The sequence below is a fragment of the Nocardiopsis sp. RV163 genome (genome assembly GCF_001029525.1).
Taxonomy (GTDB): Bacteria; Actinomycetota; Actinomycetes; order Streptosporangiales; family Streptosporangiaceae; genus Nocardiopsis; species Nocardiopsis dassonvillei.
Genome location: NZ_LEKI01000001.1, coordinates 96,459 through 123,006, shown reverse-complemented (window position 1 = coordinate 123,006; position 26,548 = coordinate 96,459). Strand labels below are relative to the sequence as shown.

General features: G+C 73.0%; 22 protein-coding genes, 2 tRNA genes and 1 pseudogene. 16 read left to right on the top strand and 9 right to left on the bottom strand.

The window, feature by feature from the left end:
• On the top strand, positions 1–3,392 hold a 3,392-nt coding region (locus ABD54_RS00495), incomplete at its 5' end, for an ATP-dependent helicase (protein ID WP_047867424.1).
• A gap of 380 nt (positions 3,393–3,772) precedes the next feature.
• Here ABD54_RS00495 and ABD54_RS00490 read toward each other — a convergent pair.
• Entirely contained in the window at positions 3,773–4,327 is a 555-nt protein-coding gene (locus ABD54_RS00490) for an EF-hand domain-containing protein (protein WP_047867423.1), read from the bottom strand.
• 233 nt (positions 4,328–4,560) lie between these two features.
• Here ABD54_RS00490 and ABD54_RS00485 point away from each other — a divergent pair, with 233 nt between their 5' ends.
• Entirely contained in the window at positions 4,561–5,937 is a 1,377-nt protein-coding gene (locus ABD54_RS00485) for a dipeptidase (protein ID WP_047867422.1), read from the top strand.
• 163 nt (positions 5,938–6,100) lie between these two features.
• Positions 6,101–7,051, top strand: coding sequence for an NAD(+) diphosphatase (gene nudC, locus ABD54_RS00480; protein ID WP_047867421.1), 951 nt, complete (start codon positions 6,101–6,103; stop codon positions 7,049–7,051).
• Between the two features lie 128 nt (positions 7,052–7,179).
• Here nudC and ABD54_RS00475 read toward each other — a convergent pair whose 3' ends face one another.
• A complete protein-coding gene (locus ABD54_RS00475) occupies positions 7,180–7,635 on the bottom strand; it encodes an ANTAR domain-containing protein (RefSeq protein WP_200904008.1) in 456 nt (151 codons plus the stop codon).
• A gap of 148 nt (positions 7,636–7,783) precedes the next feature.
• Positions 7,784–8,044 carry a mycoredoxin gene (locus tag ABD54_RS00470; protein WP_047867430.1) on the bottom strand — a complete coding sequence of 87 codons (261 nt, stop codon included), beginning with the start codon at positions 8,042–8,044 and terminating at the stop codon, positions 7,784–7,786.
• A gap of 247 nt (positions 8,045–8,291) precedes the next feature.
• On the opposite strand from ABD54_RS00470, the gene ABD54_RS00465 reads away from it, so the two are divergent.
• From ABD54_RS00465 to ABD54_RS00440, 7 genes are all read left to right on the top strand, one after another.
• A complete protein-coding gene (locus ABD54_RS00465; RefSeq protein WP_047867419.1) occupies positions 8,292–10,418 on the top strand; it encodes an ATP-dependent DNA helicase UvrD2 in 2,127 nt (708 codons plus the stop codon).
• Complete coding sequence (gene tesB / locus ABD54_RS00460) at positions 10,411–11,322, top strand: acyl-CoA thioesterase II (RefSeq protein WP_047867418.1); 912 nt, start codon at positions 10,411–10,413, stop codon at positions 11,320–11,322. The genes ABD54_RS00465 and tesB overlap by 8 nt, the downstream gene beginning before the upstream one ends.
• Before the next feature lie 377 nt (positions 11,323–11,699).
• Positions 11,700–12,044 (top strand): hypothetical protein, encoded by a 345-nt coding sequence (locus ABD54_RS00455; protein WP_047867417.1) that lies wholly within the window; start codon positions 11,700–11,702, stop codon positions 12,042–12,044.
• Positions 12,045–12,247: 203 nt separating this feature from the next.
• The gene (locus ABD54_RS00450; RefSeq protein ID WP_013154809.1) at positions 12,248–12,526 is read left to right on the top strand and encodes a WhiB family transcriptional regulator; all 279 of its coding nucleotides are present in this window, start codon (positions 12,248–12,250) and stop codon (positions 12,524–12,526) included.
• Positions 12,527–12,579: 53 nt separating this feature from the next.
• Positions 12,580–12,738 (top strand): hypothetical protein, encoded by a 159-nt coding sequence (locus ABD54_RS28470; protein WP_200904007.1) that lies wholly within the window; start codon positions 12,580–12,582, stop codon positions 12,736–12,738.
• 283 nt (positions 12,739–13,021) lie between these two features.
• On the top strand, positions 13,022–13,597 hold the full coding sequence (locus tag ABD54_RS00445; RefSeq protein WP_047867416.1) for a M48 family metallopeptidase: 576 nt from the start codon (positions 13,022–13,024) through the stop codon (positions 13,595–13,597).
• Between the two features lie 162 nt (positions 13,598–13,759).
• A complete protein-coding gene (locus ABD54_RS00440) occupies positions 13,760–14,179 on the top strand; it encodes a hypothetical protein (protein ID WP_047867415.1) in 420 nt (139 codons plus the stop codon).
• A gap of 66 nt (positions 14,180–14,245) precedes the next feature.
• Here ABD54_RS00440 and ABD54_RS00435 read toward each other — a convergent pair whose 3' ends face one another.
• The gene (locus ABD54_RS00435) at positions 14,246–14,833 is read right to left on the bottom strand and encodes an NUDIX hydrolase (RefSeq protein WP_047867414.1); all 588 of its coding nucleotides are present in this window, start codon (positions 14,831–14,833) and stop codon (positions 14,246–14,248) included.
• A complete protein-coding gene (locus ABD54_RS00430) occupies positions 14,834–16,309 on the bottom strand; it encodes a zinc-dependent metalloprotease (RefSeq protein ID WP_047867413.1) in 1,476 nt (491 codons plus the stop codon).
• A gap of 123 nt (positions 16,310–16,432) precedes the next feature.
• Here ABD54_RS00430 and ABD54_RS00425 point away from each other — a divergent pair, with 123 nt between their 5' ends.
• The 3 genes from ABD54_RS00425 (at position 16,433) to ABD54_RS00415 (ending at position 19,203) form a co-directional block, all read left to right on the top strand.
• On the top strand, positions 16,433–17,500 hold the full coding sequence (locus ABD54_RS00425; RefSeq protein WP_047867412.1) for an NAD-dependent epimerase/dehydratase family protein: 1,068 nt from the start codon (positions 16,433–16,435) through the stop codon (positions 17,498–17,500).
• Between the two features lie 106 nt (positions 17,501–17,606).
• Positions 17,607–18,044, top strand: a complete 438-nt coding sequence (locus tag ABD54_RS00420; RefSeq protein WP_047867411.1) for a molybdenum cofactor biosynthesis protein MoaE — start codon at positions 17,607–17,609, stop codon at positions 18,042–18,044.
• Between the two features lie 100 nt (positions 18,045–18,144).
• A complete protein-coding gene (locus tag ABD54_RS00415; RefSeq protein ID WP_047867410.1) occupies positions 18,145–19,203 on the top strand; it encodes a PDZ domain-containing protein in 1,059 nt (352 codons plus the stop codon).
• Between the two features lie 121 nt (positions 19,204–19,324).
• Here the strand turns inward: ABD54_RS00415 and ABD54_RS00410 are convergent, their stop codons facing one another.
• Positions 19,325–19,846 (bottom strand): PPA1309 family protein, encoded by a 522-nt coding sequence (locus ABD54_RS00410; RefSeq protein WP_235431912.1) that lies wholly within the window; start codon positions 19,844–19,846, stop codon positions 19,325–19,327.
• A 297-nt stretch (positions 19,847–20,143) separates the two neighbouring features.
• On the opposite strand from ABD54_RS00410, the gene ABD54_RS00405 reads away from it, so the two are divergent.
• The 3 genes from ABD54_RS00405 (at position 20,144) to ABD54_RS00395 (ending at position 23,716) form a co-directional block, all read left to right on the top strand.
• On the top strand, positions 20,144–23,089 hold the full coding sequence (locus tag ABD54_RS00405; RefSeq protein ID WP_047867408.1) for a UPF0182 family protein: 2,946 nt from the start codon (positions 20,144–20,146) through the stop codon (positions 23,087–23,089).
• A 224-nt stretch (positions 23,090–23,313) separates the two neighbouring features.
• A tRNA-Met gene (locus ABD54_RS00400) sits at positions 23,314–23,390 on the top strand.
• A gap of 249 nt (positions 23,391–23,639) precedes the next feature.
• Positions 23,640–23,716 (top strand) — tRNA-Met (locus ABD54_RS00395).
• Here ABD54_RS00395 and ABD54_RS28700 read toward each other — a convergent pair.
• The 3 genes and pseudogenes from ABD54_RS28700 to hisN all read right to left on the bottom strand — a co-directional run.
• Positions 23,695–24,094 (bottom strand): annotated as a pseudogene (locus ABD54_RS28700) (ATP-binding cassette domain-containing protein); the annotation flags it as partial. The gene ABD54_RS00395 and the pseudogene ABD54_RS28700 overlap by 22 nt on opposite strands.
• A gap of 600 nt (positions 24,095–24,694) precedes the next feature.
• A complete protein-coding gene (locus tag ABD54_RS00390; RefSeq protein ID WP_047867407.1) occupies positions 24,695–25,207 on the bottom strand; it encodes a hypothetical protein in 513 nt (170 codons plus the stop codon).
• Between the two features lie 63 nt (positions 25,208–25,270).
• Positions 25,271–26,077 carry a histidinol-phosphatase gene (gene hisN / locus ABD54_RS00385; protein ID WP_047867406.1) on the bottom strand — a complete coding sequence of 269 codons (807 nt, stop codon included), beginning with the start codon at positions 26,075–26,077 and terminating at the stop codon, positions 25,271–25,273.
• Positions 26,078–26,548: the final 471 nt, after the last annotated feature.

Sequence of the window (26,548 nt, the reverse complement as noted above, 5' to 3'; positions counted from 1 at the left end):
GCCCCCGCTTCTCGCCCCCGGAACTGGCCCGCCTCCTCGGCCAGCCAGAGCCCACCGCCGAGCAGTCCGAGGTCATCAGCGCCCCGCTGGAGCCCGGCGTGGTCATCGCGGGCGCCGGGTCGGGCAAGAGCGAGACCATGGCCTCGCGCGTGGTGTGGCTGGTCGCCAACGGCCACGTGCGCCCCGAGCAGGTCCTCGGCCTGACCTTCACCCGCAAGGCCACCGCCGAGCTGGGCGAGCGCGTGCGCAAACGCCTGGAGCAGCTGCGCGACGCCGAGCAGCTGCCCGAGGAGCTGCTCGACGGCGAACCCACCGTGTCCACCTACAACGCCTACGCCGGCCGCATCGTCTCCGACCACGCCCTGCGCGAGGCCGTCGAGCCCAGCACCCGCCTGCTCAGCGAGGGGCAGGCCTGGCAGATCGCCTCCCGGATCGTCGGCGAGTACGACGGGCCCATGGACCTCATCACCGTCGGGGCCGACACCGTCACCCGCCGGGTCCTGGAACTGTCCGGGCAGATCGCCGACCACCTCGCCACCACCGAGCAGGTGCGCGGCATCGGCCGGTGGCTGCGCGCGGCCGTCGAGGCCCTGCCGCGCAAGCCCGCGGTGCCCACCCGCAACCTGCTCAACGCCCAGCTTCGCCGTGAACAGCTCCTGCCGCTGGTGGAGCGCTACGAGCACGCCAAGCACGCGCGCGAGGCCATGGACTTCGGCGACCAGGTGTCCCTGGCGGCGCGCATCGCCCAGAACCATCCGGAGGTCGGCCTCGTCGAGCGGGGCCGGTTCCGCGTGGTGCTGCTGGACGAGTACCAGGACACCAGCCACGCCCAGCTCGTGCTGCTGCGCGCCCTGTTCGGCGAGGGCCACGCGGTGACCGCCGTCGGGGACCCCTGCCAGTCCATCTACGGCTGGCGCGGGGCCATCGCCGCCAACCTCGCCAATTTCCCCAACGACTTCCCGGCCGCACCGGGCCGGGCCGCGTCCGTGCGCCGCCTGGCAACCAGCTTCCGCAACGGTGAGCGCGTCCTGGAGGTGGCCAAGCACATCTCCGAGCCCCTGCGCGCCGAGAGCGCCGAGGTGCCCGTCCTGTACCCGGGACCGGCCAGGCGGGGCCGCGGCGACGTTCGGACCGGGCTGTTCGCCGGACAGCGGGACGAGGCCGAGTGGATCGCCGGGCAGGTCGCCGGCTACCTGCGCGCCGCCCCCGGCCGGGCGGGCAGCGCCACGACCGCCCCCGACGGGCTGCCCTGGCCCCCGGGGGAGTCGGGCGGGGCCGCGGACGGCGGGATCAGCCCCGGTGACGTCGCCGTGCTGTGCCGCAAGCGCTCGCAGTTCCCGGCGGTCCGGGAGGCACTGGAGGCGCTGGACATCCCGGTGGAGGTCGTCGGCCTGGGCGGGCTCATGACGGTGCCCGAGGTCCGCGACATCATCGCCACACTGCGCGTAATCCACGACGCCTCCGCTGGGAACGAGCTCGCTCGCATCCTCACCGGGCCGCGCTGGCGGATCGGTCCGCGCGACCTGGCCGCCCTCGGCGCACGCGCGGCCGAGCTGGCCCGCCACACCCGGCGCGACCTCACCGCACCCGACCCCGGTGAGCAGGCCGAGGACGACATCCTGCGCCGTACCGTCCTGGACCTGACCGCCGAGAGCGGCAGCCTGGTGGACGCCCTGGACGACCCGGGTCCGGCGGAGAACTACTCTGAGACGGCGCGTGAGCGGCTCGGCCGCCTCGCCGAGGAGCTGCGATCCCTGCGCAAGCTCATCGGCCAGCCGCTGCCCGACCTTGTCACCGAGACCGAGCGCATGCTCGGCCTGGACATCGAGGTGGGCGCCCGCAGCGGCCGCGACCCGCTGTCCGCCCGCGCCGACCTGGACGCGTTCGTCGACCACGCGGCGCGCTTCGTCGGCAGCAGCGAGGACCCCACGCTCGGCAGCTTCCTCAGCTACCTGCGTGCCGCGTCCGAACGGGAGAGCGGCCTGGCCCCCGGCGAGCGCGTGGGCAACAGCGACACGGTCAAGCTCATGACCGTGCACGCCTCCAAGGGGCTCCAGTGGCCCGTGGTGGTCGTGCCGGGCCTCTGCGGCGGGAAGTACGCCCCGATGTTCCCCACGAGCCTGTCCGAGGGCGACATGTGGATCAAGGGCGAGCACCTCCTGCCCTACCGGCTGCGCGGCGACCGCCGGAACCTGCCCGAACTGCTGGCGGTGGACAAGAAGGGGATCGAGGCGTTCAAGGAGGCCGAACAGGAGCGCCACCTGCTGGAGGAGCGGCGGCTGGCCTACGTCGCCGTCACCCGCGCCTCCTTCGCCCTGCTGTGCACCGGGCACTGGTGGGGGACCGACACCGCGAGCGAGCGCGGGCCCTCCCCGTTCCTGGAGGAGGTCCGCCGGGCCTGCGAGGGCGGCGCCGGGGGCGTCGCGCACTGGGAGCCCCGGCCCGATCCCGACGAGAACCCCTACGAGGAGGACGACGGCACGGCGTTGTGGCCGCCGGAGGAGGCCGGCCCCGGTGCGCCGAGCGTGGGGAGCTCCGACGGCGACGCCGGAGGCGAGGCCGCCGCGGGCGGGCAGCGTGACCGCCGCGCCGAGATCCTCGCCGGTGCCGAACTGGTCGAGCGCGCCCGGGCCCGCCTCCTGGCGGGGGAGGCGGACCCGGCGGAGGAGGCCGCGCCGCCGCCCGGACTGCGCCGCCGCATCGGCGGCTGGGAGCGCGACACCGAGCTGCTGCTCGCCCACCGCCGAGCCGAGGCGGCGGGAGCCGGGGGCGGCACGGTCCAGGTCGAGCTGCCCGCGCACCTGTCGGTGTCGTCCATGGTGTGGCTGGCCCGCGACCCCTCCGCCCTGGCCCGGCAGATCCGCAGGCCGCTGCCGCGGCCGCCCGCGCCGCACACGCGCCGGGGCACCGCTTTCCACGCCTGGCTGGAGCAGCGGTTCGGCCAGCGCGCCGCCCTGCTGGACGAGCTGCCCGGCGCCGCCGACGAGACGGCGGGCCGTGACGAGGACCTCGCCGACCTCCAGAGCCGGTTCGAGGAGAGCGAGTGGGGCTCGCGCGTGCCCGTCGAGGTGGAGGTGCCCTTCGAGACGGTCATCGGCGACCGGCTCGTGCGGGGGCGCATGGACGCGGTCTTCCACGACCCCGCCTCCGGCCGCTACGACGTGGTGGACTGGAAGACCGGGAGCCCGCCCGGCGACGGCCCCGAGCGCCGCGCCGTGGGCGTGCAACTGGCCGCCTACCGGTTGGCCTGGGCCGACCTGGCCGGGGTCGCCCTGGAGGAGGTGAGCGCCGCCTTCCACTACGTGCGGGCCGGGCTGACCGTGCGCCCCGCGGACCTGCTCGACGCCGAGGGGCTGGCCGCGCTCATCGACGCCGTCCCCGAACCCGGGTGAGAGGCCCGCCGCCACCGCGGGTCGCCGTCCGTTGACCGGTGTGGTGGACGACGACCCGCGTGTCGATCCCAGGAATCCCCAGGACAGCGGCGCCCCCGTGCGCGCGGGCGTCCCCGAGCACGGGCGCGTCCCCGGGTACTGCGCGGTCCGGATACAGCTCACCGGGCCGGTGCACCGACGTCCCGGCGGAGGGCGGGGCGCCGAGGAACCGGAGGCGCTCACCGAGGGCGCGGAGGTCTTCGAGCCCGACTGGGACGGCATCGGCGCCGGTCCGCCCGAGTACCTCGACGCCTGGCGCGAGGCCGCCGACAGCCGACCCCGGCCGGTCGCGGCCGCCGGCCCGGCGCGCCGCGGGAACCGCGCGGGACCGGCGGGAGGGCTCAGATCACGCCGAAGACGAACCCGCCCGGGGCGGCGGAGTCCTCGCCGAAGAGGTACTCCCGGGCCGACAGGACGAACTCCGCGCGGCCGATGAACCCGTCGCCGTCGGTGTCCAGGGCCCTGAACCGCTCCAGGGCGTCGGCGGGGGAGGCCCCCAGGACCTCGGCGTACCTGACGTACTCCGCCTCGCTGATCGACCCGTCGTCGTCGGTGTCGAGGAGGTCGAAGACCGCCTCGGCCACGCCCTCGGTCATGTTGAACCGGCTCCGGTCCTCGGAGGCCGCGTGCATCGCCGCGACGAAAGCCTCCCGGTCCAGGCGCGCCTGCGCGGGCGAGCCGTGGCGGAGCAGCTCCAGCCAGAGCATCTGGTAGGAGGCGTGGACGGCCTGGGCCCGGCGGTCGCTCAGGTCCAGCGCGTACCCCTTCGTGTAGCGGTCGACCAGGCGCTGGTAGTCGTCCCAGGTGATGGCGCCGTCGCGGTCGGTGTCCAGCGCGTCGAAGAGGCGGCCGAACCTCTCGGCGACCGCGGTGGCGGGAACGGTGTCCACGTGCATTCCTCTCGTCGGCGGGCGGGCGCGTCCCGCCCCTGCACCTTCGAGTGTCCCGCGAGCCGAGGGGTTCCCCGACCCCCGGGGCTCCGCCGCCCGGGCGGCCTGGCTCCCGCGCCCCCGGACCGGACCGGGACCGGTCCGGCGGCGGGCGCGCGGGGCCCCCGGCCCGCGTTCCGGGGCGGTTCGCGCAGGTCCTAGGCTCGTTCCCGACAACGACGTCGAGCAAGGACGGTCCCATGGACGTACGCGCCCACATCGAGGCACACCGGGACGAGTTCGTCTCCTCCCTCAAGGAGTGGCTGGCTATCCCCTCCATCTCCGCCGACCCCGCGCACCACCCCGACGTGGTCCGCTCCGCCCGGTGGCTCGCCGACCACCTCACCGCGACCGGCTTCCCCACCGTCGAGGTGTGGCAGACCCCCGGCCTGCCCGCTGTGTTCGCCGAGTGGCCCGCCGCCGACCCCGACGCCCCCACGGTGCTCGTCTACGGACACCACGACGTCCAGCCCGTCGACCCGGTCCAGGAGTGGGAGACCGACCCGTTCGCGCCCACCGAGCGCGGCACCGCCCTGTTCGCGCGCGGGGCCTCCGACGACAAGGGGCAGGTGCTCTTCCACGCCCTCGGCGTGCGCGCCGCCCTGGCCGCCTCCGGCGCCGACTCCCCGCCCGTCACGATCAAACTGCTCGTGGAGGGCGAGGAGGAGTCGGGCTCGGTCCACTTCGCCGACCTGATGCGCGCCAACCGCGACCGCCTGGCCTGCGACGTCGTCGTCATCTCCGACACCACCATGTGGGCGGCCGACACCCCGTCCATGTGCGTGGGCATGCGCGGCCTCACCGACGTGGAGATCAGCCTGTACGGCCCCGAGCGCGACCTGCACAGCGGCTCCTTCGGCGGCGCCGTGCCCAACCCGCTCAAGGCCATGAGCGACCTGCTGTCCGGCCTGCACGACGAGGACGGCCGGGTGGCGGTCCCCGGCTTCTACGACGGGGTGGTCGAGGCCAGCGGGGAGGAGCGCGAACTCATCGCCCGGCTGCCGTTCGACGAGCGCGAGTGGCTGGCCGCCGCCGCCTCCGCCGCCGCCTGGGGCGAGAAGGGCTACAGCACGCTGGAGCGGATCTGGCTGCGCCCGACCGCCGAGATCAACGGCATGTGGGGCGGGCACACCGGTTCGGGCGGCAAGACCATCGTCCCGCGCTCCGCGCACGCCAAGGTCAGCTTCCGCCTGGTTCCCGGCCAGGACCCGCTGCACGTGCAGGACCGCGTCCGCGCCCACGTCGAGACCGCCGTCCCCGAGGGCCTGCGAGCCGAGACGGAGTTCGGCGGGCCGGGCGTGCGCGCCTGCGCCTCCGACCTGTCCTCCACCGCGCTGAAGGCGGCCCGCTCGGCCATGGAGCGCGCCTTCGGCACCCAGGTCCTGTTCACCCGCGAGGGAGGCAGCGGCCCCGAGGCCGACATCGCCGACATCCTCGGGGCGCCGCTGGTCTTCCTCGCCGTCGGTCTGGACGAGGACCGCATCCACGCCCCCAACGAGAAGGTGGAGGTCCCCCTGCTGCTCAAGGGCGCCGAGAGCGCCGCGTACCTGTGGGAGGAACTCGGCGGCGCCGTCTGAGCCGCGACCGCGCGGCGCCGGGGCCCTCCCCGCACACGGGCCCGCCCCCGCCGGCGCGGGGCCGCCGCGCGGGGGCCGCGACAGGATGCGCGCGGCCCCGACCGGTGTTATGCACGTTGTGGACACGGGCCCCGCCAGGCGGCCCGCCGACCCGGAAGGACCCATGGACGCCGACGCGACTCCCTCCCTCTCACGCTTCTCCGTCGACCCCGCCGCGCACCGGCGCCTGGACGGGGAGTGGCTGGCCGAGGCCTGGGCCGCCCCCGGCACCCGGGTGCTCGTCCTGGAGGGCGGGGACCCCGTCGCCCACGGCTGGCGGGCGGTCATGGCCAAGCAGTCCCGGGCCCTGATCACCACCGGGGACGACCCCGAACTCGTCCTGGTTCCCCCGGGCGAGGCTCCCGAGGGCGAGCGCTACCTGCTGGGCACCGATGGCCGGGACGCCTACTTCGCGGTCCGCTCCGGCCGGGAGCTCGCCGCCACCGAACGGACCGCCCCGGCCTCCCTCCGCGAGATCGGCGCGCTGCTGGGCGACCGCGACACCGGACTGATGACCCGCGCCGTCGCCCTCGCGAACTGGAACGCCACCCACGGCTTCTGCCCCCGCTGCGGCTCGCACACCACCACGGCCGCGGCCGGACACGTACGCGTGTGCGAGCGGGAGGGCACCGAGCAGTACCCCCGGATGGACCCGGCGGTGATCATGCTGGTGCACCGCGAGCGCGACGGCCGCGAGGAGATGCTGCTCGGCAACAACCCCAACTGGGACGCCCGCCGCTTCTCGGTGCTGGCCGGGTTCGTGGACGCGGGGGAGTCGTTGGAGCAGGCCGTGGTCCGCGAGGTCGCCGAGGAGGCGGGGATCGTGGTCGAGAGCCCGCGCTACCTGTCCTCGCAGCCCTGGCCCTTCCCGCGCAGCCTGATGGTTGGCTACACAGCGCGGGCCGTGGGCGAGACCGAGCGCACCGACGACGAGATCGGCGTCACCCGGTGGTTCACCCGCCCCGAACTGGCCGAGGCCGTGCACGCGCAGGAGATCCTGCTGCCGGGGCGGGTCTCGATCGCACGCACCCTCATCGAGCACTGGTACGGCGCGGAGCTCCCCGGCGGCTGGTGACCCCGGCCCGACCGCTCCCGCGGCGGCCGGGAGCCGCCGCCCGCGGGGTCGGTGCCGGGCGCGGGGACGCCGCGCCCGGGCCGGGGTCTCGGGGTTTCGCGCGGGGCCCCGCCCGGCCCGTCGCCGCGCTAGCGCGAACCGGGGGAGGCGCCCAGTTCGTCGGGCAGCACGGTGAGGGGGCTCGTGCTGCTCTCCACCACGTCCCGGGCCAGGTCGGCCACCTTGCGCCCGCGCGATCGCGCCGAGGAGCGCAGCCGCTCGAAGGCCTCGCGGGGCGCCACCGTGTGCCGCTCCGCCAGGACCCCGATCGCCTGCTCCACCACCACGCGCGAGTGCAGTGCGTGCTCCAGCTGCGCGATGGTGTGCCGCAGCCGCTCCACCTCCGAAGCGCCCTCCGGGGCCCGGCCGGGCGCCTGGGAACGCGGGGTCCGGGCCCCCGACTCGCCGGTCAGCAGGTCCGCCAGGACCATCGCGCTCACCAGGTCGGGCACCTCCTCACCGCCGCCCACCCGCCACCCGGCCGGGGTGCGGCGGACCACACCGGTGTCCACCGTGTCGGCGACCGCAATGTCATGAGGCCTCATGTCCTCCTCCAACTCCACACTCCCCGTCGTCATCGTCCGAGCCCTTCGCGACCCGAGCGCCGTCGGAGGTGCACCGCCGAAGGCGGGCCCCGCGGTGCGGGCCGCGGGGCCCGCCCCGGAGGGCGGGCCCCGCGGCCCGCGTACCGTCCTACGACAGCTCGGCCAGTTTCCGCTTCACCTGAGCGAGCGACGGGTTGGTCATCGCCGCGCCGTCACCGAAGACCAGCGTCGGAACCGTCTGGTTGCCGTTGTTGGCCTCCATGACCAGTTCGGCGGCCTCCGGGTGCTCCTCGATGTTCACCTCACGACCGGTGATCCCCTCGCGGGCGAGCTGGCTCTTGAGCCGTTTGCAGTACCCGCACCAGGGGGTGGTGTACATCGTGAACTGTTCGGTCGCCGCGCTCGTCATGTCGCTCACGTCCTTCTTTCGTCTACGGTCGATGGATCGGTCCGGTCATCTCAACACCGAGGGGTCCGGACCGCTTCCCTGGACCGCGCGACACAACGTGGGACGCCTCACCGGACCAACTGGTTCTGGAATGTCTGATGTGCCTCCCGCGGCCCCGGTGGCGGGCACGGGGTCCGATCCGCTCCCCGTGACGGCCGATACTTGAGAGACTGGGACCCCATCCACCCCGACCCTACGCAGGAGCACCATGGATCCCGACCGCGTCCTGGAGGGACTGGACCCGGAGCAGACCCAGGCCGCACGCGCGCTGCGCGGCCCCGTGTGCATCCTGGCCGGTGCCGGAACGGGCAAGACCCGGGCCATCACCCACCGCATCGCGTACGCGGTCTCCAGCGGTGTGGTCGCCGAGCAGCAGGTCCTCGCGGTCACCTTCACCGCGCGCGCCGCCGGGGAGATGCGCGGCAGGCTGCGCGCCCTGGGCGCCCCCCGCGTGCAGGCCCGCACCTTCCACGCCGCCGCCCTGCGTCAGCTCTCCTTCTTCTGGCCCCAGGTCGTGGGCGGCGAGAAGCCCACCCTCATCGAGAGCAAGCTCCCGGTGGTCTCCCGCGCCGCCCACTCGGTGGGCCTCCAGCCCGACCGCAACGGCCTGCGCGACCTGGCCGGCGAGATCGAGTGGTCCAAGGTCACCCAGGTGCGCCCCACCGACTACGACAAGGCCGTGGTCAAGGCGGGCCGCCAGCCGCCGATGCCCGCGGGCGAGGTGGCCCGGGTCTTCGAGGCCTACGAGGACCTGCGCCGCGAGCACAACCTCCTCGACTTCGAGTCCATGCTCGAACTCACCGCCGGAATGATCACCGAGTACCCGGCCATCGCCCAGCGCGTGCGCGAGCAGTACCGGTACTTCGTCGTCGACGAGTTCCAGGACGTCAACCCGCTCCAGCGCCTGCTCCTGGACGCCTGGCTGGGCGACCGCGACGACCTGTGCGTGGTCGGCGACCCCAGCCAGACCATCTACTCCTTCGCCGGCGCCACCCCCGGCTACCTGACCGGCTTCGGCACCCGCTACCCCCACGCCACCGTGGTCCAACTGGTCCGCGACTACCGCTCCACCCCCCAGGTCGTGCGGGTTGCCAACCACGTCATCGCCAACGCGCGCGGCACGACCTCCGCCCAGCACCTGACCCTCCAGGCGCAGCGCCCCGACGGCCCCGACCCCATGTACCAGGAGTACGACGACGAGCCCGCCGAGGCCACCGGGGTCGCCCGCAAGATCAGCGTCCTGCTCGAGGGCGGCACCCCGGCCAGCGAGATCGCGGTGCTCGTGCGCACCAACGGCCAGTCGGCCTCCTACGAGCAGGCGCTGACCGACGAGGGCGTGCCGTTCACGATGCGCGGGACCACCCGGTTCTTCGAGCGTCCCGAGATAAAGCAGGCCGTGCACACCCTGCGCGGCGCCCGGCACGGGGCGGCGGGGGAGGAGGCCGAGCCCCTGGTGCGCACCGTCCGCCAGCTCCTCGGACAGCTCGGCCTGACCGAGAGCGCGCCCGAGGGGCGTCAGGCCCGTGAACGCTGGGAGTCGCTGTCCGCGCTGGCCCAGCTGGCCGAGGACATGGCCGCCGCTCCGCGCCCCGACGGTTCGCCGGTGACCATGGCCGACCTCGTGGACGAGCTCGACGTGCGCATGGCCACCGAGCACGCGCCCGGCTTCGAGGGCGTCACCATCGCCTCCCTGCACGCGGCCAAGGGCCTGGAGTGGGACGCCGTCTTCCTGGTCGGCCTCACCGAGGGCATGATGCCGATCATCTACGCCGAGACCGACGAGCAGGTGGAGGAGGAGCGCCGCCTGTTCTACGTGGGGGTCACGCGGGCCCGCGAGCACCTGGCGATGTCGTGGTCCCTGGCCCGCTCGCCCGGGGGCAGGAAGACCCGCAAGCCCTCCCGCTTCCTCGACGGCCTGCGTCCCGCCTCCCCGTCCACCGCCTCCCGGCGCGCCGAGCGCCGCAAGGGCGGCGTGACCCGCTGCCGGGTGTGCTCGGCCACCCTCACCGACGCGGCCGAGCGCAAGCTGGGCCGCTGCCTGGACTGCCCCTCCAGCTACGACGAGGCCCTGTTGGAGCGGCTGCGCGACTGGCGCCGCGTGTGCGCGCAGGAGCAGAAGGTGCCCGCCTACGTGATCTTCACCGACGCCACCCTCCAGGCCGTCGCCGAGCAGGAGCCCGGCAGCCTCACCCAGCTCGCGGCCGTGTCCGGTGTCGGCGCGGTCAAGCTCGATCGCTACGGTGAGGCGGTACTGGCGCTGGTGGCCGGAGCGGACCCGGCGGACGTCGCCGAAGGCCGGGCCGAGGACGACGGGGAGGAAGCGGCGGATGAGTGAGAACGCCGACGCGCAGGTGCGGGGCCAGTCCCTCGCCGACCTGCTGGCCGTGCTGGACCTGGAGCGGATCGAGGACGACATCTTCCGGGGCAGCAGCCCCGAGGAGGGTCCCCAGAGGGTGTTCGGCGGTCAGGTCGCGGGCCAGGCGCTGGTCGCGGCGGGGCGCACCGTCCCCGCCGAACGCCACGTGCACTCCCTGCACGCGTACTTCATACGCCCCGGCGACCCCTCGGTGCCCATCGTCTACGAGGTGGACCGCGTCCGGGACGGCCGCTCCTTCACCACCCGGCGGGTGGTGGCCATCCAGCACGGCAAACCGATCTTCACCCTGTCGGCCTCCTTCCACAAGGAGGAGCCGGGCCTGGACCACCGGATCCCGATGCCCGACGTCCCGCCGCCGGAGGAGCTGCCGAGCGCTCGGGAGCGACTGCGGGAGGCCTTCGGACGCGTGCCGGGGTTCGTGCGCTGGCACCCCATCGAGCTGCGCCCGGTCGGGCCGCTGTCCTACGAGGCCGAGCGCGACCCGCGGCTGCGCACCGCCACCAACCCCGTGTGGCTCAAGGTGGACGGCAAGCTGCCCGACGACCGCCTCACCCACGTGTGCCTGATGACCTACGCCTCGGACATGACCCTGCTGGACACCGTGCTGCTGCGCCACGGCCGCTCCTTCGCGGGGATCTCCATGGCCAGCCTGGACCACGCGATGTGGTTCCACCGGCCGTTCCGCGCCGACGAGTGGCTGCTGTACGCGCAGGAGGCGCCGAGCGCCCAGGGCGCCCGCGGTCTGGCGCGCGGGCTGGTCTACACCCGCGAGGGCGAACTCGTGTGCTCGGTGGTGCAGGAGGGTCTGATCCGGGTGGTGGACGCCGAGGGCTGGTCCGACACCCTTCCGGAGCCGTTCTAGGCGGTGCCCCGGGCACGCGCCCGCGCGCACGCCGGGCCCCGGGCCGGATCCCGGCCCCCGGTCGGCGCGGGACAGCGCCAACGGCCCCGTCCGGACCCGCGGACGCGAACAGTCCCCGGCCACGGTGCGCACCGTGGCCGGGGCCTCGTCGTCTCGCGGACCGGGTGGCGGAAGAGCCCTCGGGGGATGCCAAAGGGCAACGCCTCCGGGCGCCGCGCAATTCCCGCGAACCCCTGACCGGATGCGGACGTTTCCGCAGGTCAAAAATAGGTTGCTCTCTTTCCGCGCCAGCCCATAGTGTGTACCCCGTCGCAATGACCGCTCCCGGCGCGGGTGCAAGATCCCGTCGCCCGACAGTGAAGGAGGTGCCCGATCCAATGACCAGCATCACGGAGACCACAGGTTTCGTCACCGGCTTCGCCATGCCGTCGCGTCAGCTGTCCCCGACCGCTGTTCAGGGCAACCTCCTGGGCGGTCACACGGATGTCCTCGCCGTCTACGGCGGGACCACCGTCGGCAACGGCGGCGCCGGGGTCCGCGGATCCCGTTCCCCGCTGATGGTGTCCCAGGTCGAGCGGACCGTCTTCGGCGACGGCAGTGGTCTGTCCGTCGAGTCCGGGCTCGCCCTTGATCGCGGCAAGCGCCAGACGAAGCACGCAGCAGAAGCTACCCAGCGCCCGTATGGCGCATCGGGGGAGTGTCCACGGAGGATTCCGGCCTAGAGCAGGACGGGCCGAGAGTTTCGACCGTGGCCGCGGACCCCGACAGGGGCCGCGGCTTTCTTTGTATCTTCGCCAGCTCCCCGTCCCCCAGGGACGAGGGAGAGGGCGGCGGCATCGCAAGTCCAGGTCCCCCACCGGACCGGTTCCGGTGACCAGTCACCGACCGCGTTGTACGAAACGATCAAAGATCTTGGAGGGCACCGATGCTTGCGTCGGTCCTGGAAACTCCCTGGCTGGGCGACACCGAAGTTCCCTGCCGTCTGGAGCCCGACCTGTTCTTCGCCGAGGCGCCCGCCGACGTCGAGGCGGCCAAGGCCGTCTGCGGCGCGTGCCCCGTGCGGGAGCAGTGCCTGGCCGACGCCCTGGAGCGCGGTGAGCCCTGGGGCGTCTGGGGCGGGCAGCTCCTCGTCTCCGGACAGGTCGTGGCGCGCAAGCGCCCCAGGGGCCGCCCCCGGAAGAACCCCGCTCCGGTCGCGGCCTGACCGTTCCAGCCACAGCCTCACCCCACCCCCGCGGACACGAAGGACGAAGACAGATGATGATGGAACTCATGCGTGTGGTCGAGCGGACCGACGTCGAGACGCGTGAACAGCAGGGCAGAAGGCTCACCGCCCGCCAGCTGCGCGCCCGCCAGCGCGAGGAGCGCCGTGCCGAACAGGCGCTCACGGAAATCGCGTGGTCACGTCTGTGTTGACGTGACGGGATGCGCTGCGCCCTGAACTGACCAGGGACCGGGCGGGGCTCCTCCGAGGTCACTGTCCGGTCTCTTTTGTGTATCCGAAAGAGCACCGGAGTGCCCCGGTGGGCCCCGCCGTGGTCCGTCACACGGCCGAAAAACGACCCTGGTCAGGGCGGAATGTGCTACCGTACCGTGTTTTCCGGTTATGCTCCGGGAGTTGGGACAGAAACGAGACCGGCGACATAACGGGACAGGACACACCTGTCCTGGAGCGCTTCGCTGGGCTACCGTAAACTTCGTGCCCTCGAACACCAAAGTCGAGGTACGACGCAGTCCTCGTCGCCGACGCACGGTGTCGGCCTACAGGGACGGGGACACCACGGTCGTCCTCGTGCCCGCGACGTTCTCCCGCGCAGAGGAAAAGCGCTGGGTGGGCCGCATGCTGCAACGGCTCGAGGCCCGCGAGGGGCGCCGCAATCCCGGTGACGCCGAACTCCACGAGCGCGCGCTCGAACTGGCCCGCCGCTACCTGGACGGCACCGAACTCCCCGAGAGCGTGCGCTGGGTGGACAACCAGAACTCGCGCTGGGGGTCGTGCACCCCCGAGACCCGCACGATCCGCATCTCGCGCCGCGTCGCCGGAATGCCCTCCTGGGTCGTGGACTACGTGCTCATCCACGAACTCGCGCACCTGTTCATCCCGCACCACGGCCGGGAGTTCTGGGACCTGGTGCGCCGCTACCCCAAGGCCGAGCGGGCCCGCGGCTACCTGGAGGGCTTCAGCGCCGCCTCCCGAGCCGAGTCCGACCGCCCCTGCGGGGCAGGGGAGGACGAGGAGGAGCTCGACGCCACAGAGGTCGCCTTCGACGAGTGAGTCCGGCCGCGCGCCGCAGGGGCGGGCGCCGTCACCGATGCGGACAGGAGCAAAAGGCCTTTTCCGCCCTTAGCGCTCTCCTTTTTCCGTGCGTTCCAGGGTATTTTTCTGCGGTCACGCGGGCCACGGGCCCCACCGAACCGGAACGGACACCCACCTCCCATGAGGACACTCAAGAAGACCCTGGCCACCGCCGCCGCGACCCTGACGCTCCTGGCCGCGGGCGTCGTCACGGCCTCTCCGGCCAGCGCCGCCGCCTACAACGGCGCCTGCGGCTCGGGCTACTCGGTGGTCAACTCGGCCCCGATCCGCTTCGACCTGGGAACCGTGTTCCTGACCTACAACAGCTCCAACGGCTACAACTGCGTGGTCACCGTCCGCAGCGCCGACAGCGCCGGCTTCGCCATGCCGATGAGCGCGGGCCTGCGCCGGGCGGGGGACGGCGGCTCCTTCGTGTCGGACACGGGCGAGTACAGCTACTACGCCGGTCCGGTGTACGTGTACGCCAGCGGCTCCTGCGTCGACTGGCGGGGGCTCATCGGCAACCAGGCCACCGAGCGCTACGCCACCAACTGCGGCTGACCCGGAGCCGACGGCCCCGCCGACCGGCGGGGCCGTTCGCGTGCCGCGGGACGGCGGAGAAGGGCGTCAGCGCCTGCCGTCCGTGCCCGGATGAGGGGCCGGCGAACGCAGGTGGCGGCCCACCGCCTCGGCGGCGGCGCGCACCAGCGAACGGCACACCTCGTCGGAGGGCTCGGGCAGGTCCTCCACCGGGAACCAGCCGAGGTCGGCCGACTCGTCGGGGTCGCGCACCAGCACCGCGTCCTCGGGGGCGAGGGCCGCGTACTGCACGTCCAGGTGGAAGCTGCCGCCCCCGCAGGGAACCGCGTGGCGGTCCAACCCGACGGGCTCGGGCAGCAGGGTGAGCCCCCGGATGCCCGACTCCTCGGTGGCCTCGCGCAGCGCCGCCGCGCCCAGGGTGGCGTCCTCCGGTTCGCAGTGCCCGCCGGTCTGCAACCAGATCCGGTGGATCCGGTGCAGGGTGAGCACCGCCCGCGAGCCGTCGGCGGAGATGATCGCCGTGCTGGCCGTCACGTGGCCGGGCAGGCAGGAGCGCCACATCCCGTCCCCGTGCGCCTCCAGGTGGTCCAGGTAGGAGCGGCGCAGCCCCTCCTGCCGGGCGTCGGGCGCGGTCCACGCGCCCAGCACCGCCCGGGCGTCCGCGTGCAGCGACACCTACGCGCCCTCTCCCCGGTCGTCGTCCCCGTCGCCGTCCCCGTCCCGGTCGGCGCCGGAGGAACCCTCCGCGGACGCGCCCCCGTCGGTCCCAGCCTTGCGACCGGGGGCGTCCCCGGTCAGCGAGGAGATGTCGAAGTCGGCGTCGCCGAACCCGTCACCGCCCCCGCGCACGAAGCCCTCGGGATCGTCCAGGTCGTCACCGGTGGGCATCAGGTCCGGGTGCTCCCAGACCGCGTCCCGGCCCTCCACGCCTCGCGCCTCCTCCAGAGCCGACCACAGCGCGGACGCCTCGCGCAGACGGCGCGGGCGCAGCTCCAGACCGACCAGGGCGGCGAAGGTGTGCTCGGCGGGCCCGCCGGTCGCCCGGCGGCGCCGGGTCGCCTCGGCCAGGGCGTCCGCCTGCGGCAGACGGCCGGACACCGCGGACGAGACCACGGTGGCCACCCAGCCCTCGATCAGCGCCAGGGTGGTCTCCAACCGGGCCAGCGCCGCCTTCTGCTGCGGGGTGTCCTCGGGCTGGAACAGCCCCTCGCCGCCGACGCCGCCCAGGGCCTCCTGGAGCGCCTCGGGGTTGGTGAGGTCGATCTCACCGAGCCGGTCCTCCAGACCGCTGATGTCGAAGGACATCCCGTCCGCGTACTCGTTGACCAGCCGGGACACGTGCGAGCGCAGCCACGGCACGTGCGAGTACAGCCGGTGCACGGCGGCCTCGCGGGCGGCCAGGTACAGGCGCACCTCCTCCTCGGGGACCTCCAGGCCCTCGCTGAAGCGCGCCACACCGGAGGGCAGCAGCGCCGCACGGCCCTCACCGGCCAGGGGCAGCCCGATGTCGGCTGTGCCGACCACCTCGCGGGACAGCTCGCCCACGGCCTGGCCGGCCTGGCGGCCGACCATCATGCTGCCCATCTGCTGGATCATGCCCAGCAGCGGACCGGCCACGGACCGCATCTCCTCGGGCAGGTTCTGCCCCATCGACCGGACGGTCTTGCTGGTCAGCGGGTCGCACAGCTGCACCCACGAGTCCATCGTCCGCTCGATCCACTCCGACCGGCTCCAGGCCTGGGTGGTGTGGACGCCCGACGGCAGGTCGGTAGCCTGGTCGAGCCACAGGTCGGCCAGGCGAAGGGCCTCCTCGACCCTGGCGTAGTCGGATGCCGGAACGCTCGGGTCGCCCTCCTGGGCGACCGTCTGGCGCGCGACGTCCTTGGCCATGTCCCAGTTCACACCGGACGACGACTTCTGGTCGCCGCCGGGGCCGGGGCCGGGACCGGGTTGGGCCGACATCATGTCGGCGAACTGGCGCAGCATGTTGGCCATCTGCTGCGGGTCGCCGAACGGGAAGCCGTCCGGCGTTCCGGATCCTCCTCCGCCCGGGCCGCCGCTGCCGGCACCCGAGCCGGAGTCGCCAGAAGGGCGTCCGGACTCGTCATCGGGATCGTTCGGCATGCTGAAACCGAATGGCAGGTCGCTCACAATCAGACCTCAGGCAGGATTAGGTTTGGTCTCCACTGTCACGTTAGCTGGGAGTCGCCCGGAGTGAATACCGAAAGCAGCCAGGTTCGCCCAGAGCACAGCCCCTCCGAGGAAGCGGGCACGGTGGTCGCTGTCACCGGTGCCGCCTCCGGGGTGGGCCGGCTCCTCGTGCAACGCCTGGCCGCGCCGGAGAGTTCCGCGCGTTTGCGCGAGGTCGTCGCCATCGACGCCGAACTCGCCGACCTGCGCGGCGTCACCTGGCGCGTCGCCGACGTGTGCGACCCCGGGCTGGTCTCCCGGCTCGGCGGGGTCGACGTGCTCGTGCACACCGCCGACGACCGCTCCCTGGAGACCCGGCCCGCGCGGCGCCGCGCGCACAACATCCGCGCGGCGCAGACGGTCCTGACCGCCGCCGCGGCCTCGGGGGTCCCCCGCGTCATCCTGGTCACCAGCACCGTGGTCTACGGCGCCGCCCCCGACAGCCCCGTGCCCCTGGCGGAGAACGCGCCGCGCGTGTCCGACAACGGCGAGGGGCTCATGGGCGACTTCGCCGAGATCGAGGCCCTCGCCGAACGCGCCCGCCGGGCCCACCCCAGCCTCACCGTCACCGTCGTGCGCCCCGCCCCGCTCGTGGGGCCCGGACTCGACACCCTCCTCAGCCGCCACTTCTCCGCCCCGCGCCTGCTCACCGTCAAGGGGCACGAACAGCACTGGCAGTTCTGCCACGAGGACGACCTGGCCAGCGCCCTGGCCTTCTGCGCCCTGCACGGGGTGGACGGGCCCGAGGGCGTGGTCGCCGTGGCCAGCGAGGGATCCCTCACCCAGGACGAGGTGGAGTCCGTCGCCGGGATGAAGCACTTCGAGGTGCCCGCCAACCTGGCCTTCGGCGCCGTCCGCCGCCTCCACCAGGCCCGGATCACCCCGGCGGCCGAGGGTGAGCTGAAGTTCCTCGTCTACCCGTGCGTGGTGGACTGCGCGGTGCTTCGTGAGGCCGGGTGGAAGCCCGCCCACGACAACGAGTCCGCCCTGTCCGCCCTCCTGGAGTCGCGCAGCGGCAGGCCCGCCCTGGTCGGCCGCAGCCTGGGCCGCAAGGAGGTCACCATCACCGCTGCGGGCGCCGCAGGCGCCGCCGCGGCGGCCATCGGCACCGCCGCCGCCATCCGCCACCTGCGCAGGCGCAAGGGGGCGTGAGGCGCGGATCCGCCGAAACCCGGCAGTCTCCGGAGCACCTGCGCGTGCGTCGGAACGCGCACCCGTGTCCCCACATGGGGGAACACCCGGTTGATACGGTCATGACGTGGAAGAGATCACTCTCGCGTCAGTACGCGACACCCCCCTGTCGGTGGACGAGGTCCTGGCCGCGGTCTCCGACCCGCGCGCGGGCGGCACCGCGGTCTTCGTCGGCACCGTGCGCGACCACGACCACGGCCGTGACGTCGCCCGCCTGGCCTACTCCGCCCACCCGACGGTGGAGGCCCAGCTGCGCGTCGTCATGGAGAAGGTCCTCAGCGACACCTGCGTCCCGGGCCGCCCCGTGGTGCGGATGGCCGCGACGCACCGGGTCGGCCAGTTGGAGATCGGCGACGTCGCGGTGGTCGTGGCCGCGGCTGCCGCGCACCGGCAGGAGGCCTTCGAGGCCTGCCGCCGCCTGATCGACGACCTCAAGGCCCAGGTGCCCATCTGGAAGCAGCAGGACTTCGAGGACGGCCGCAGCGAGTGGGTGGGCGCCCCCTGAGCGCCCCCTGACCGCCTACGGCTGCCGGGCGGACCGGAGGGAGGGCGGACCCCCGCCGGTCCGGACGCGGCAATAGGCTGGGGGCATGCTCCGTCGTGCCATGACCCTCGTCGTCGCGCTCGTCCTCCTCGTGGGGCTCGGGATCGGCAGCCTCTACCTGCCCGTTCCCTACCTGGTCGCCGCGCCGGGCCTGACCGTGAACACGGTCGGGCAGACCGACCGGGGGCCGGTCATCGAGATCGAGGGCGCCGAGAGCTACGAGCACGACGGCACCCTGTCCATGGTGACCGTGCAGTACGCGGGCGGACCCCAGCACCGGCTCGACTTCCTCACCGTCGTCACCGCCTGGCTCTCGCCCACCCAGGCGGTCCTGCCCGAGGAGCTGCTCTTCCCCGCCGGGCGCACGCCCGAGGAGGTCACCGAGCGCCAGACGGTGCAGATGAACGACTCGCAGACCGACGCCACCGCCGCCGCGCTCACCCAGCTCGGTATGGAGTACGAGGCGGTCCCCGTGGTCAGCGGCACCGTCGAGGGCATGCCCGCGCACGGCGTAGTGGAGGCGGGCGACGCCGTCGTGGCCGTGGACGGCGAGCCGGTGCCCATCCGGGGCGGCGCCCCCGGCGCACCCGCCGGCAGCGGAGCGGTCGTGGAGATGGTCGGCGCCCGCGAGCCCGGCGACCCGGTCGGGCTCACCCTGGAGCGCGACGGCGAGACCGTGGAGGTGGAGGTCGCCAGCGAGGAGGGCGACTCCGGCGGCGCGGCGATCGGCGTGCTCATCGCCGACGAGACGGACTTCCCCGTGGACGTGGAGATCACGATCGGCGACATCGGCGGGCCCAGCGCGGGCATGATGTTCGCGCTCGGGATCATGGACCGGCTCAGCGAGGAGAGCCTCACCGGCGGCGCGGACGTGGCCGGTTCGGGCACCATCGCCGCCGACGGTCGGGTGGGCGGGATCAGCGGCGTCCCGCAGAAGATGGTCAGCGCCCAGCGCGACGGCGCCGAGTACTTCCTCGTGGCCGCCGAGAGCTGCTCCCAGGTCTCCCAGTCGGCCGCCTACGGCGAACTGGAGGTGGTCCGGGTGGAGACCCTGGACGACGCCGTCGGGGCGCTGGAGACCATCCGTACCGGCGAAGGCGAGCTGCCGCGCTGCGACTAGGGGCGCGGAACCCGTCCCGGGCTCCGGCCCGTGCCCGGACACCCGCAACGGAGGGATCCCGGGCGCGCACCCCGCCTCGCGCGGGCGCGCTCCCGGGTCCCGCGCGACCCCGCGGCCCGGATCAGTCCTGTCCGGACTCCTCGTCCAGGTCCAGGGTCAGCGCCAGCGCGGAGGTCAGCGCCGGGATGAGGTCCGCCCCGTTGAGCACCTCGGACTCGCTGTCGTGGCTGCGCATGCGCATCGCGCAGTGCCGCGAGCCGTCGCGCAGCACGCCGGCGACCATACGGATCTCCTCGGTCTCGCGGCCGGAGGAGCCCGGCTGCTCGTCCGGGGCCAGGGTCTCGTCCGTGCCCTTGACCACCAGTCGCTCCATCACCAGCGCGCACCCGGCCACGCCCTCCGGCCACAGGATGCGGCCCAGCGCCTCCTCCAGCGGGACGTCGGCGGGCAGCTGCTCCTGCTCGACGGGGGTCAGCTCTTCGGGATCGGCGGGGGAGTCGATGCCCAGCAGACCGGCCAGCGCGGGCTCCGCCCGCAGCAGTTCCGCGGTCGGCACCAGGGCGTACAGGCCCAGCGGCCGGTCCCAGCCCTGCCCGGCTGCGTGGCGTTCGAGGTCCATGACGGCTTCGCGAATGTTCGACACGCCTCCATAGTGACCGATGCGGGAGGCACGACGCCCCTGTTTTCGGACAGTAGGGTCGCCACGTGGCCTTCCGGATGCGACTCCGATACAGCAACGATGCAGCCTTGTCACCCAAACGAGGGCCGTTTCGGGAACCCGGGGGCCACCGATTAAGTTTTCAGTAACAGAGCGCCACACGCGCACCCATACGCACCTACCAAGCCAGAACGAGGGGGAGGCGTGAGCTTCCGATCGCCCGGCGCACCACCTGCGCGTATGCCTCGCCGATCAAGGTTGCTCGCGCCAGTCGCGGCGACCGTGGTCGTCATCATCGCGGGGCTGATGCTCGCCGCGAACTTCTGGACCGACTTCAAGTGGTTCGAGTCCGTCGGCTACACCTCGGTCTTCCTGACCGAACTGTGGACCCGCGTGCTGCTGTTCGCCGTCGCCGGACTGGTGATGGCCGTCATCGTCGGCGCCAGCGTCTTCTTCGCCTACCGCTCCCGGCCCGGCATCCGGCCGATGAGCCTGGAGCAGCAGGGCCTGGACCGCTACCGGCAGTCCATCGACCCGCACCGCAAGCTGTTCTTCTGGATCGCCGTGGGCGCCCTCGCTCTGCTGGCCGGAGCCGCGGCCAGCGGTGACTGGCGGTCCTACCTCCAGTTCGTGAACAGCACCGACTTCGGGGTGAACGACCCCGAGTTCGGCATGGACGTGGCCTTCTTCGCGTTCACCTACCCGTTCCTGCGCATCCTGCTCGGCTACCTGTACGCGGCGGTCATCCTGGCGTTCATCGCCGCGGTGATCGTGCACTACCTGTACGGCGGGGTCCGCCTCCAGAACGAATCCGGCCAGCGCGCCACCCCCTCGGCCCGCGTGCACCTGTCGGTGCTGCTGGGCCTGTTCGTGCTGCTGCGCGGCGGTTCCTACTGGCTGGACCGCTACGGCCTCGTCTTCTCCGAACGCGGCTACACCTTCGGCGCCTCGTACACCGACGTGAACGCGGTCAAGACCGCGCTGCTCATCCTCACGGTCATCTCGGTCATCTGCGCAGTGCTGTTCTTCGCCAACATCTACTTCAAGAACATCATGGTGCCCATGGCCAGCCTCGGACTGCTGGTGCTGTCCGCGGTGCTGGTCGGCGTGGCCTACCCCGAGATCGTCCAGCGCTTCCAGGTTTCGCCCAACGAGCAGCGCCTGGAGAGCCCCTACATCGAGCGCAACATCGAGTACACGCGCCAGGCCTACGGCATCGACGACGCCGATGTCCAGGCCTACGACGCCACCACCGAGCTCAGCGCCCAGGACCTGGTGGAGGAGTCCCAGGACACCACCGTGCGCCTGGTCGACCCCTCCGTCGTCTCGCAGACCTTCCAGCAGATGCAGCAGGTCCGCGGCTTCTACCAGTTCCCCGAGGTGCTGGAGGTCGACCGCTACCCGGACTCCGACGGCAACCTGATCGACACGATCGTGGCCGTCCGCGAGCTGGACGGACCGCCCGCCGACCAGGACAACTGGCTCAACCGGCACCTGATCTACACCCACGGCTACGGCATGGTCGCCGCCGCGGGCACCCAGATCGACGCCGAGGGGCGCCCGGTCTTCACCGAGTACAACATCCCTCCGCGCGGTGAGCTGAGCGACGTCGTCGGCGAGTACGAGCCGCGCATCTACTACGGCCGCGAGGGCGCCGACTACGCGATCGTGCAGGCCGAGGAGGAGTACGACTACCCCCTCGACGCGGAGGAGGAGACCGGCGACGTCCCGACCCCGGAGGACGCGGTCCAGCCGGAGGTCTCCCCGAGCCCGGACGAGGCCCGCGCCCCGGCCGACGCGGACCAGGAGGCCGCGGAGCAGACCGCCGAGGAGGCTCCCGCCGAGGGCGGGGGCCAGGGCGGCGGCGAGGGCACCGGCGGCGGTGAGGAGGGCAGCGACTCGCAGGCCTACAACCGCTACGACGGTGACGGCGGCGTCCAGTTGGCCAGCTTCTTCGACCGGATCCTGTACGCGATCAAGTACCAGGAACCCAACATCCTGCTCAACAGCGCCATCACCAACGACTCGCGCATCATCTACGAGCGCGACCCGGTGGAGCGCGTGGAGAAGGTGGCCCCGTACCTGACCACGGACAGCCGCCCCTACCCGGCGGTCGTCGACGGCCGGGTCGTGTGGGTCGTGGACGCCTACACCACGTCCGACGGCTACCCGTACGCCAACCGGATCGACTTCACCCAGGCGGTGACCGACACCTTCACCGACGGCTCGGCCCAGCAGGTGGGCGCGCTGCCCGGCAACGAGGTCAACTACATCCGCAACTCGGTGAAGGCCACCGTCGACGCCTACGACGGCACGGTCACCCTGTACGCCTGGGACGAGGCGGACCCCGTCCTCCAGACCTGGATGGACGCCTTCCCCGGGGCCGTGGTCAGCAGGGACCAGATGAGCGACGAGCTCATCGACCACCTGCGCTACCCGGACGACCTGTTCAAGGTGCAGCGCCAGATCATGCGCGAGTACCACGTGACGGACGCCGCGGCCTACTACGGCGGTCAGGACTTCTGGTCGGTCCCCAGCGACCCGACCAGCGAGACCGAAGCTCCCGAGCCGCCCTACCGGCAGACCATCCAGTACCCGGACGAGGAGTCCACCTTCTCTCTGACCAGCACGTTCGTGCCGCGCGGCCGTGAGAACCTGGCGGCCTTCATGGCGGTGGACAGCGATCCGCGCTCGGAGGAATACGGCCAGCTCAAGCTGTTGGAGCTGCCCCGGAGCACGGTGATCCTCGGCCCGGGGCAGGTGCAGAACGCCTTCGACGCCGACGCCGACGTCCGCGAGGTTCTGCTGCCGCTGGAGCAGTCCAACGCGGAGGTGACGCGGGGCAACCTGCTCACGCTGCCGTTCGCCGGCGGCCTGCTCTACGTCGAACCGCTGTACGTGCAGGCGGGCGGCGGCGGAGCCGCCTCCTTCCCGCTGCTCCAGCAGGTCATGGTCGGCTTCGGCGACGAGGTGGCCATCGGCAACAGCCTGCCGGACGCGCTCAGCAACCTCTTCGACGGAGAGGGCGCGGCACCCGAGGAGGGCGTCGAGCAGACCCCGGAGGAGGAGTCCGAGGCCGGCGGTGGCGGCGGGGGTAACCAGGACCTCACCGAGTCCCTCAACGAGGCCGTCGAGGCCTGGGAGGAGGCCCAGCAGTCCAACGAGGAGGCCAACGACCGCCTGCGTGAGGCGCTGGAGGACATCCAGCAGCAGCTGGACGAGGACTGAGCCCCGCCTTCCGGCGGTGACCGCTCGGTGAGGGGGCGGGGGTCCGAGGACCCCCGCCCCCTCCGCGTTCCCGGGAGGCGGTGTCCGGGGGCCTGCGCGCTCTCCGGGCGCGTGCCCCCGGGAACGGGAAGAGCGGCGCGGTGAAGGGGGCGGGGCCCGCTGACGCGTCCCGGTCCGCCGATTTGGGTTTTGGTTCGGGGCGCGCTACTGTGTAGACACAACGACGCGGGGTGGAGCAGTTCGGTAGCTCGCTGGGCTCATAACCCAGAGGTCGCAGGTTCAAATCCTGTCCCCGCTACCAGACCCGGACCCGGGAGAAATCCCGGGTCCGTCGGTTTTCCGGTTTCCTCCTTTTGTGGAGGATGACGGAGGACGGGTTTCCCCGGGGAAACCCGGGTGGTCGGACCAGGGTGCAAGCGCTGGTAGGATTGCCGAAGGCGGTCGGGAAACCGAAAGCCGCAGGGTGGGATCTCCACCGGTTTTCCACGCGGAAACGCAGGGAAAACCGATTTGCCACCAGGGGGATGAACCCCTAAAATAGAGATCACGACGCGGGGTGGAGCAGTTCGGTAGCTCGCTGGGCTCATAACCCAGAGGTCGCAGGTTCAAATCCTGTCCCCGCTACCAGCAAAACGCCGGGCGCATTTCGCGCCCGGCGTTTTTCGTGTGCCCGCGCGCTCAGCGGGTGCGGCCACCGGGTCGGCCCGCTCGGCCACTCCGGGGTCGCGGGTCACCGCGACCACCACCACCACCGCCGCCGCGTCGCGGAGCCGGGCCTGCTACAGCAGTTGGCCCACGATCATGGTGCTGCTGGCGGCGTCCAGGGCGCCTCCGGGCTCGTCGGCGAGGATCAGGGCGGGCTCCCCGGCTCAGCGCCCGTGCCAGGGCCGCACGCTGCCGCCCACCGCCGGAGAGCTGATGCGGCTGCGAGTGCGGCCGCCGCCCCAGCCCCACGGCCTCCAGCAGCTCGCGGGCCCGAGCCCGGCGGCGCGGCAGCGGCACGCCGACGTTGGCCAGGCACCCGGAGAGGACCTCGCCCCACCACGGGTCCTGCGCCGCCGGGTCGTGCGGGTCGATCCGCACCCGGTAGGCGGTCATGTCGCCCATGGGGAACGGGTCGGCCGACTCCTCCTCCCGGGCGCCGGTGGAGGTTTCGAAGAGCAGCTCCTCGGAGGCGGGCCGCGCGTCAGGTAGGCGCTTTACCAGCGCGTGTCCAGCGCGTGTCCAGCGCGGAGTCCTCCAGGACGCCGATGACGCGCGTCCGTCCACCGGCCGGTGCCGACCCGGACACGGGTCAGGCCGCCCAGCGCGCCGACGCCGACGACGATGCCCGCGCAGGCCGGGATGGTCCGGGCCGCGTTGGCCCGTGAACCGGCTAAGGCAAGCGCGACCCCGGCTGGCGGTGTGTCGGCTCCTTCCCGTGATGCCTGTGAGACCGGGACGCCGCGGCGGCGGCGCGGGATACCCGCGGGGGTGGCGGGGTTTCACCTGACTCATCGTGGAAGGGGGACGGTTTGGGTTCAGTCAGACAGCGCGAATTCCGGGCTGCCGTTTCGGGCTGTGCGCGGGGGGATGGATGGGCGGGGACGCGGCGCGACCGGGGCCTCAGACCGCCTCGAAGCCGTCGCAGGTGAGCGGTGTCCCGGAGCCGGTGTCCGACCAGACCACCGTGTGCGCCCCGGCGGAGGGGTGGTCCTCGGCGCCCCCGAAGTCGTCGGGGTAGCGCACGCGGGTCCACTCGCCGGGGGAGACCGGCGCCTCGGTGGCGGCGGTGCCGCCGCGGGGCCCGATGACTGAGACGGTCACCGAGTCGGTGTCCGCGCCCCCCGGCGCGAGGACGCCCAGTCCGACGGGGCCGTCCGCGGCCGTGCGCGGCGCCTCGGTGCGCCAGAGGCGGGCGGTCCGGTCGTCCACGGCGGGCACGCACAGGTACCTGGCGGGGTCGAAGGCGGTGCCGGGGACGCCCAGGCCTGGGCCCTCACCCCGTACGGAGGCGCGCACGGTGTCGGCGATCATCTCGCGCAGCTGTTCGGGGCTGTGCCCGTGGCCGCCGCAGGCGGTGGCCAGCAGGACCGCGGCCGCGCACAGGACGGCCCGCGGGGGTGTCGTGGTCAGCACACCACCGCACGTTACTACGTACGGTGGTGTCGTGCGTACCCTTTGTCGCGGTCGGGGCGGGGGTCAGGTGCGGCGCAGCGGGGTGGGGCCGCCGTTGAGCCAGGTCAGCACCTGGTCGTGGATCTCCCCGTTGGTGCACACCAGGGGGCCGCCGTCCTCGAAGCCCTCGCCGCGCAGGTTGGTGGCCCGTCCGCCCGCCTCCTCCAGGATGACGGGCAGCGGCGCGGCGTCCCACAGCGACAGTTCGGGCTCGGCGGAGATGTCCACGACGCCCTCGGCGACCATCACGTGCGACCAGAAGTCGCCGTAGGCGCGGGTGCGCCAGACCGAGCGGGTCAGGCCGAGGAAGGAGTCGAGGCGGTCCTGCTTCTCCCAGCCGGTCAGCGAGGCGAAGCTCAGCGAGGCCTCCGACAGCTCCGAAACCTTGGACACGTGGCAGCGAGAGGCCTTGGACAGGCTGCGGCCCTGCCAGGCGCCGCCGCCCCGGGAGGCCCACCAGCGGCGGTGCAGCGCGGGTGCCGAGACCACGCCCACCACGGGGCGGTCGCCCTCCATCAGGGCGATGAGGGTCGCCCACACCGGGACGCCGCGGACGTAGTTCGCGGTGCCGTCGATGGGGTCGATGACCCACACCCGGTTGCTGTTGCCGGTCTTGCCGTACTCCTCGCCCACCACGGCGTCGCGGGGCCGGGCGCGGGAGAGCACGCCGCGCAGCGTCTCCTCCACCATCCGGTCGGCCTCGGTGACGTGGGTGAAGTCGGGTTTGGTGTCGACGACGAGGTCAAGCGCCCGGAAGCGCTTGAGCGCGATGTCGTCGGCAGCGTCGGCGAGCACGTGGGCCAGCCGCAGATCATCGTCAAAGGACATCATGACCGGTAACGCTACCGTTCCCGAACAGTGATCAGAAGTGACCCCTGGGGGGTCACGCCGGCACCCAGCTCTGAGGAAGGGGAAGAAGCGGGCGGCCTCACACCGGCACCGCCACCCGGCCTCGGTCGGTTGCGCCTGCTCCGGGCGGTGACGGCTGTTCAACAACCGCTTGCCGCCGCGCACCACCCGTACACGGCCCGCCTCCCAACCAGCCACCGCCACCGCACGGCGACGTTCCGGGGCGGCCGGGCGCCAGGACAACCGGTGGCGCAGGGTGTGGATCCCCGTTCGGAGGCGGTGCGGGTGCGCGGCCAGCCCCCTGCTCGCTGGAGGCCCTGGTGATCGCACCCCGCCCACCGCGACGAGGACTCAGCGGTCAGTTGCCGTTTGCGGGCCGCCCGGGAGCCCTTGCCGTGGTCGGGCCGTCCAGACACCGGGCGGCCGGATCCGTGGCGGCCGAGGACCACGGAC

What these genes read in the sequence shown, in the direction of transcription:
- ABD54_RS00490 (WP_047867423.1), bottom strand. Translation starts at nt 4,327, where the DNA reads ATGCACGTGGACACCGTTCCCGCCACCGCGGTCGCCGAGAGGTTCGGC.
- ABD54_RS00485 (WP_047867422.1), top strand. Translation starts at nt 4,561, where the DNA reads ATGGACGTACGCGCCCACATCGAGGCACACCGGGACGAGTTCGTCTCC.
- nudC (WP_047867421.1), top strand. Translation starts at nt 6,101, where the DNA reads ATGGACGCCGACGCGACTCCCTCCCTCTCACGCTTCTCCGTCGACCCC.
- ABD54_RS00475 (WP_200904008.1), bottom strand. Translation starts at nt 7,635, where the DNA reads ATGAGGCCTCATGACATTGCGGTCGCCGACACGGTGGACACCGGTGTG.
- ABD54_RS00470 (WP_047867430.1), bottom strand. Translation starts at nt 8,044, where the DNA reads ATGACGAGCGCGGCGACCGAACAGTTCACGATGTACACCACCCCCTGG.
- ABD54_RS00465 (WP_047867419.1), top strand. Translation starts at nt 8,292, where the DNA reads ATGGATCCCGACCGCGTCCTGGAGGGACTGGACCCGGAGCAGACCCAG.
- tesB (WP_047867418.1), top strand. Translation starts at nt 10,411, where the DNA reads ATGAGTGAGAACGCCGACGCGCAGGTGCGGGGCCAGTCCCTCGCCGAC.
- ABD54_RS00455 (WP_047867417.1), top strand. Translation starts at nt 11,700, where the DNA reads ATGACCAGCATCACGGAGACCACAGGTTTCGTCACCGGCTTCGCCATG.
- ABD54_RS00450 (WP_013154809.1), top strand. Translation starts at nt 12,248, where the DNA reads ATGCTTGCGTCGGTCCTGGAAACTCCCTGGCTGGGCGACACCGAAGTT.
- ABD54_RS28470 (WP_200904007.1), top strand. Translation starts at nt 12,580, where the DNA reads ATGATGATGGAACTCATGCGTGTGGTCGAGCGGACCGACGTCGAGACG.
- ABD54_RS00440 (WP_047867415.1), top strand. Translation starts at nt 13,760, where the DNA reads ATGAGGACACTCAAGAAGACCCTGGCCACCGCCGCCGCGACCCTGACG.
- ABD54_RS00415 (WP_047867410.1), top strand. Translation starts at nt 18,145, where the DNA reads ATGACCCTCGTCGTCGCGCTCGTCCTCCTCGTGGGGCTCGGGATCGGC.
- hisN (WP_047867406.1), bottom strand. Translation starts at nt 26,077, where the DNA reads ATGATGTCCTTTGACGATGATCTGCGGCTGGCCCACGTGCTCGCCGAC.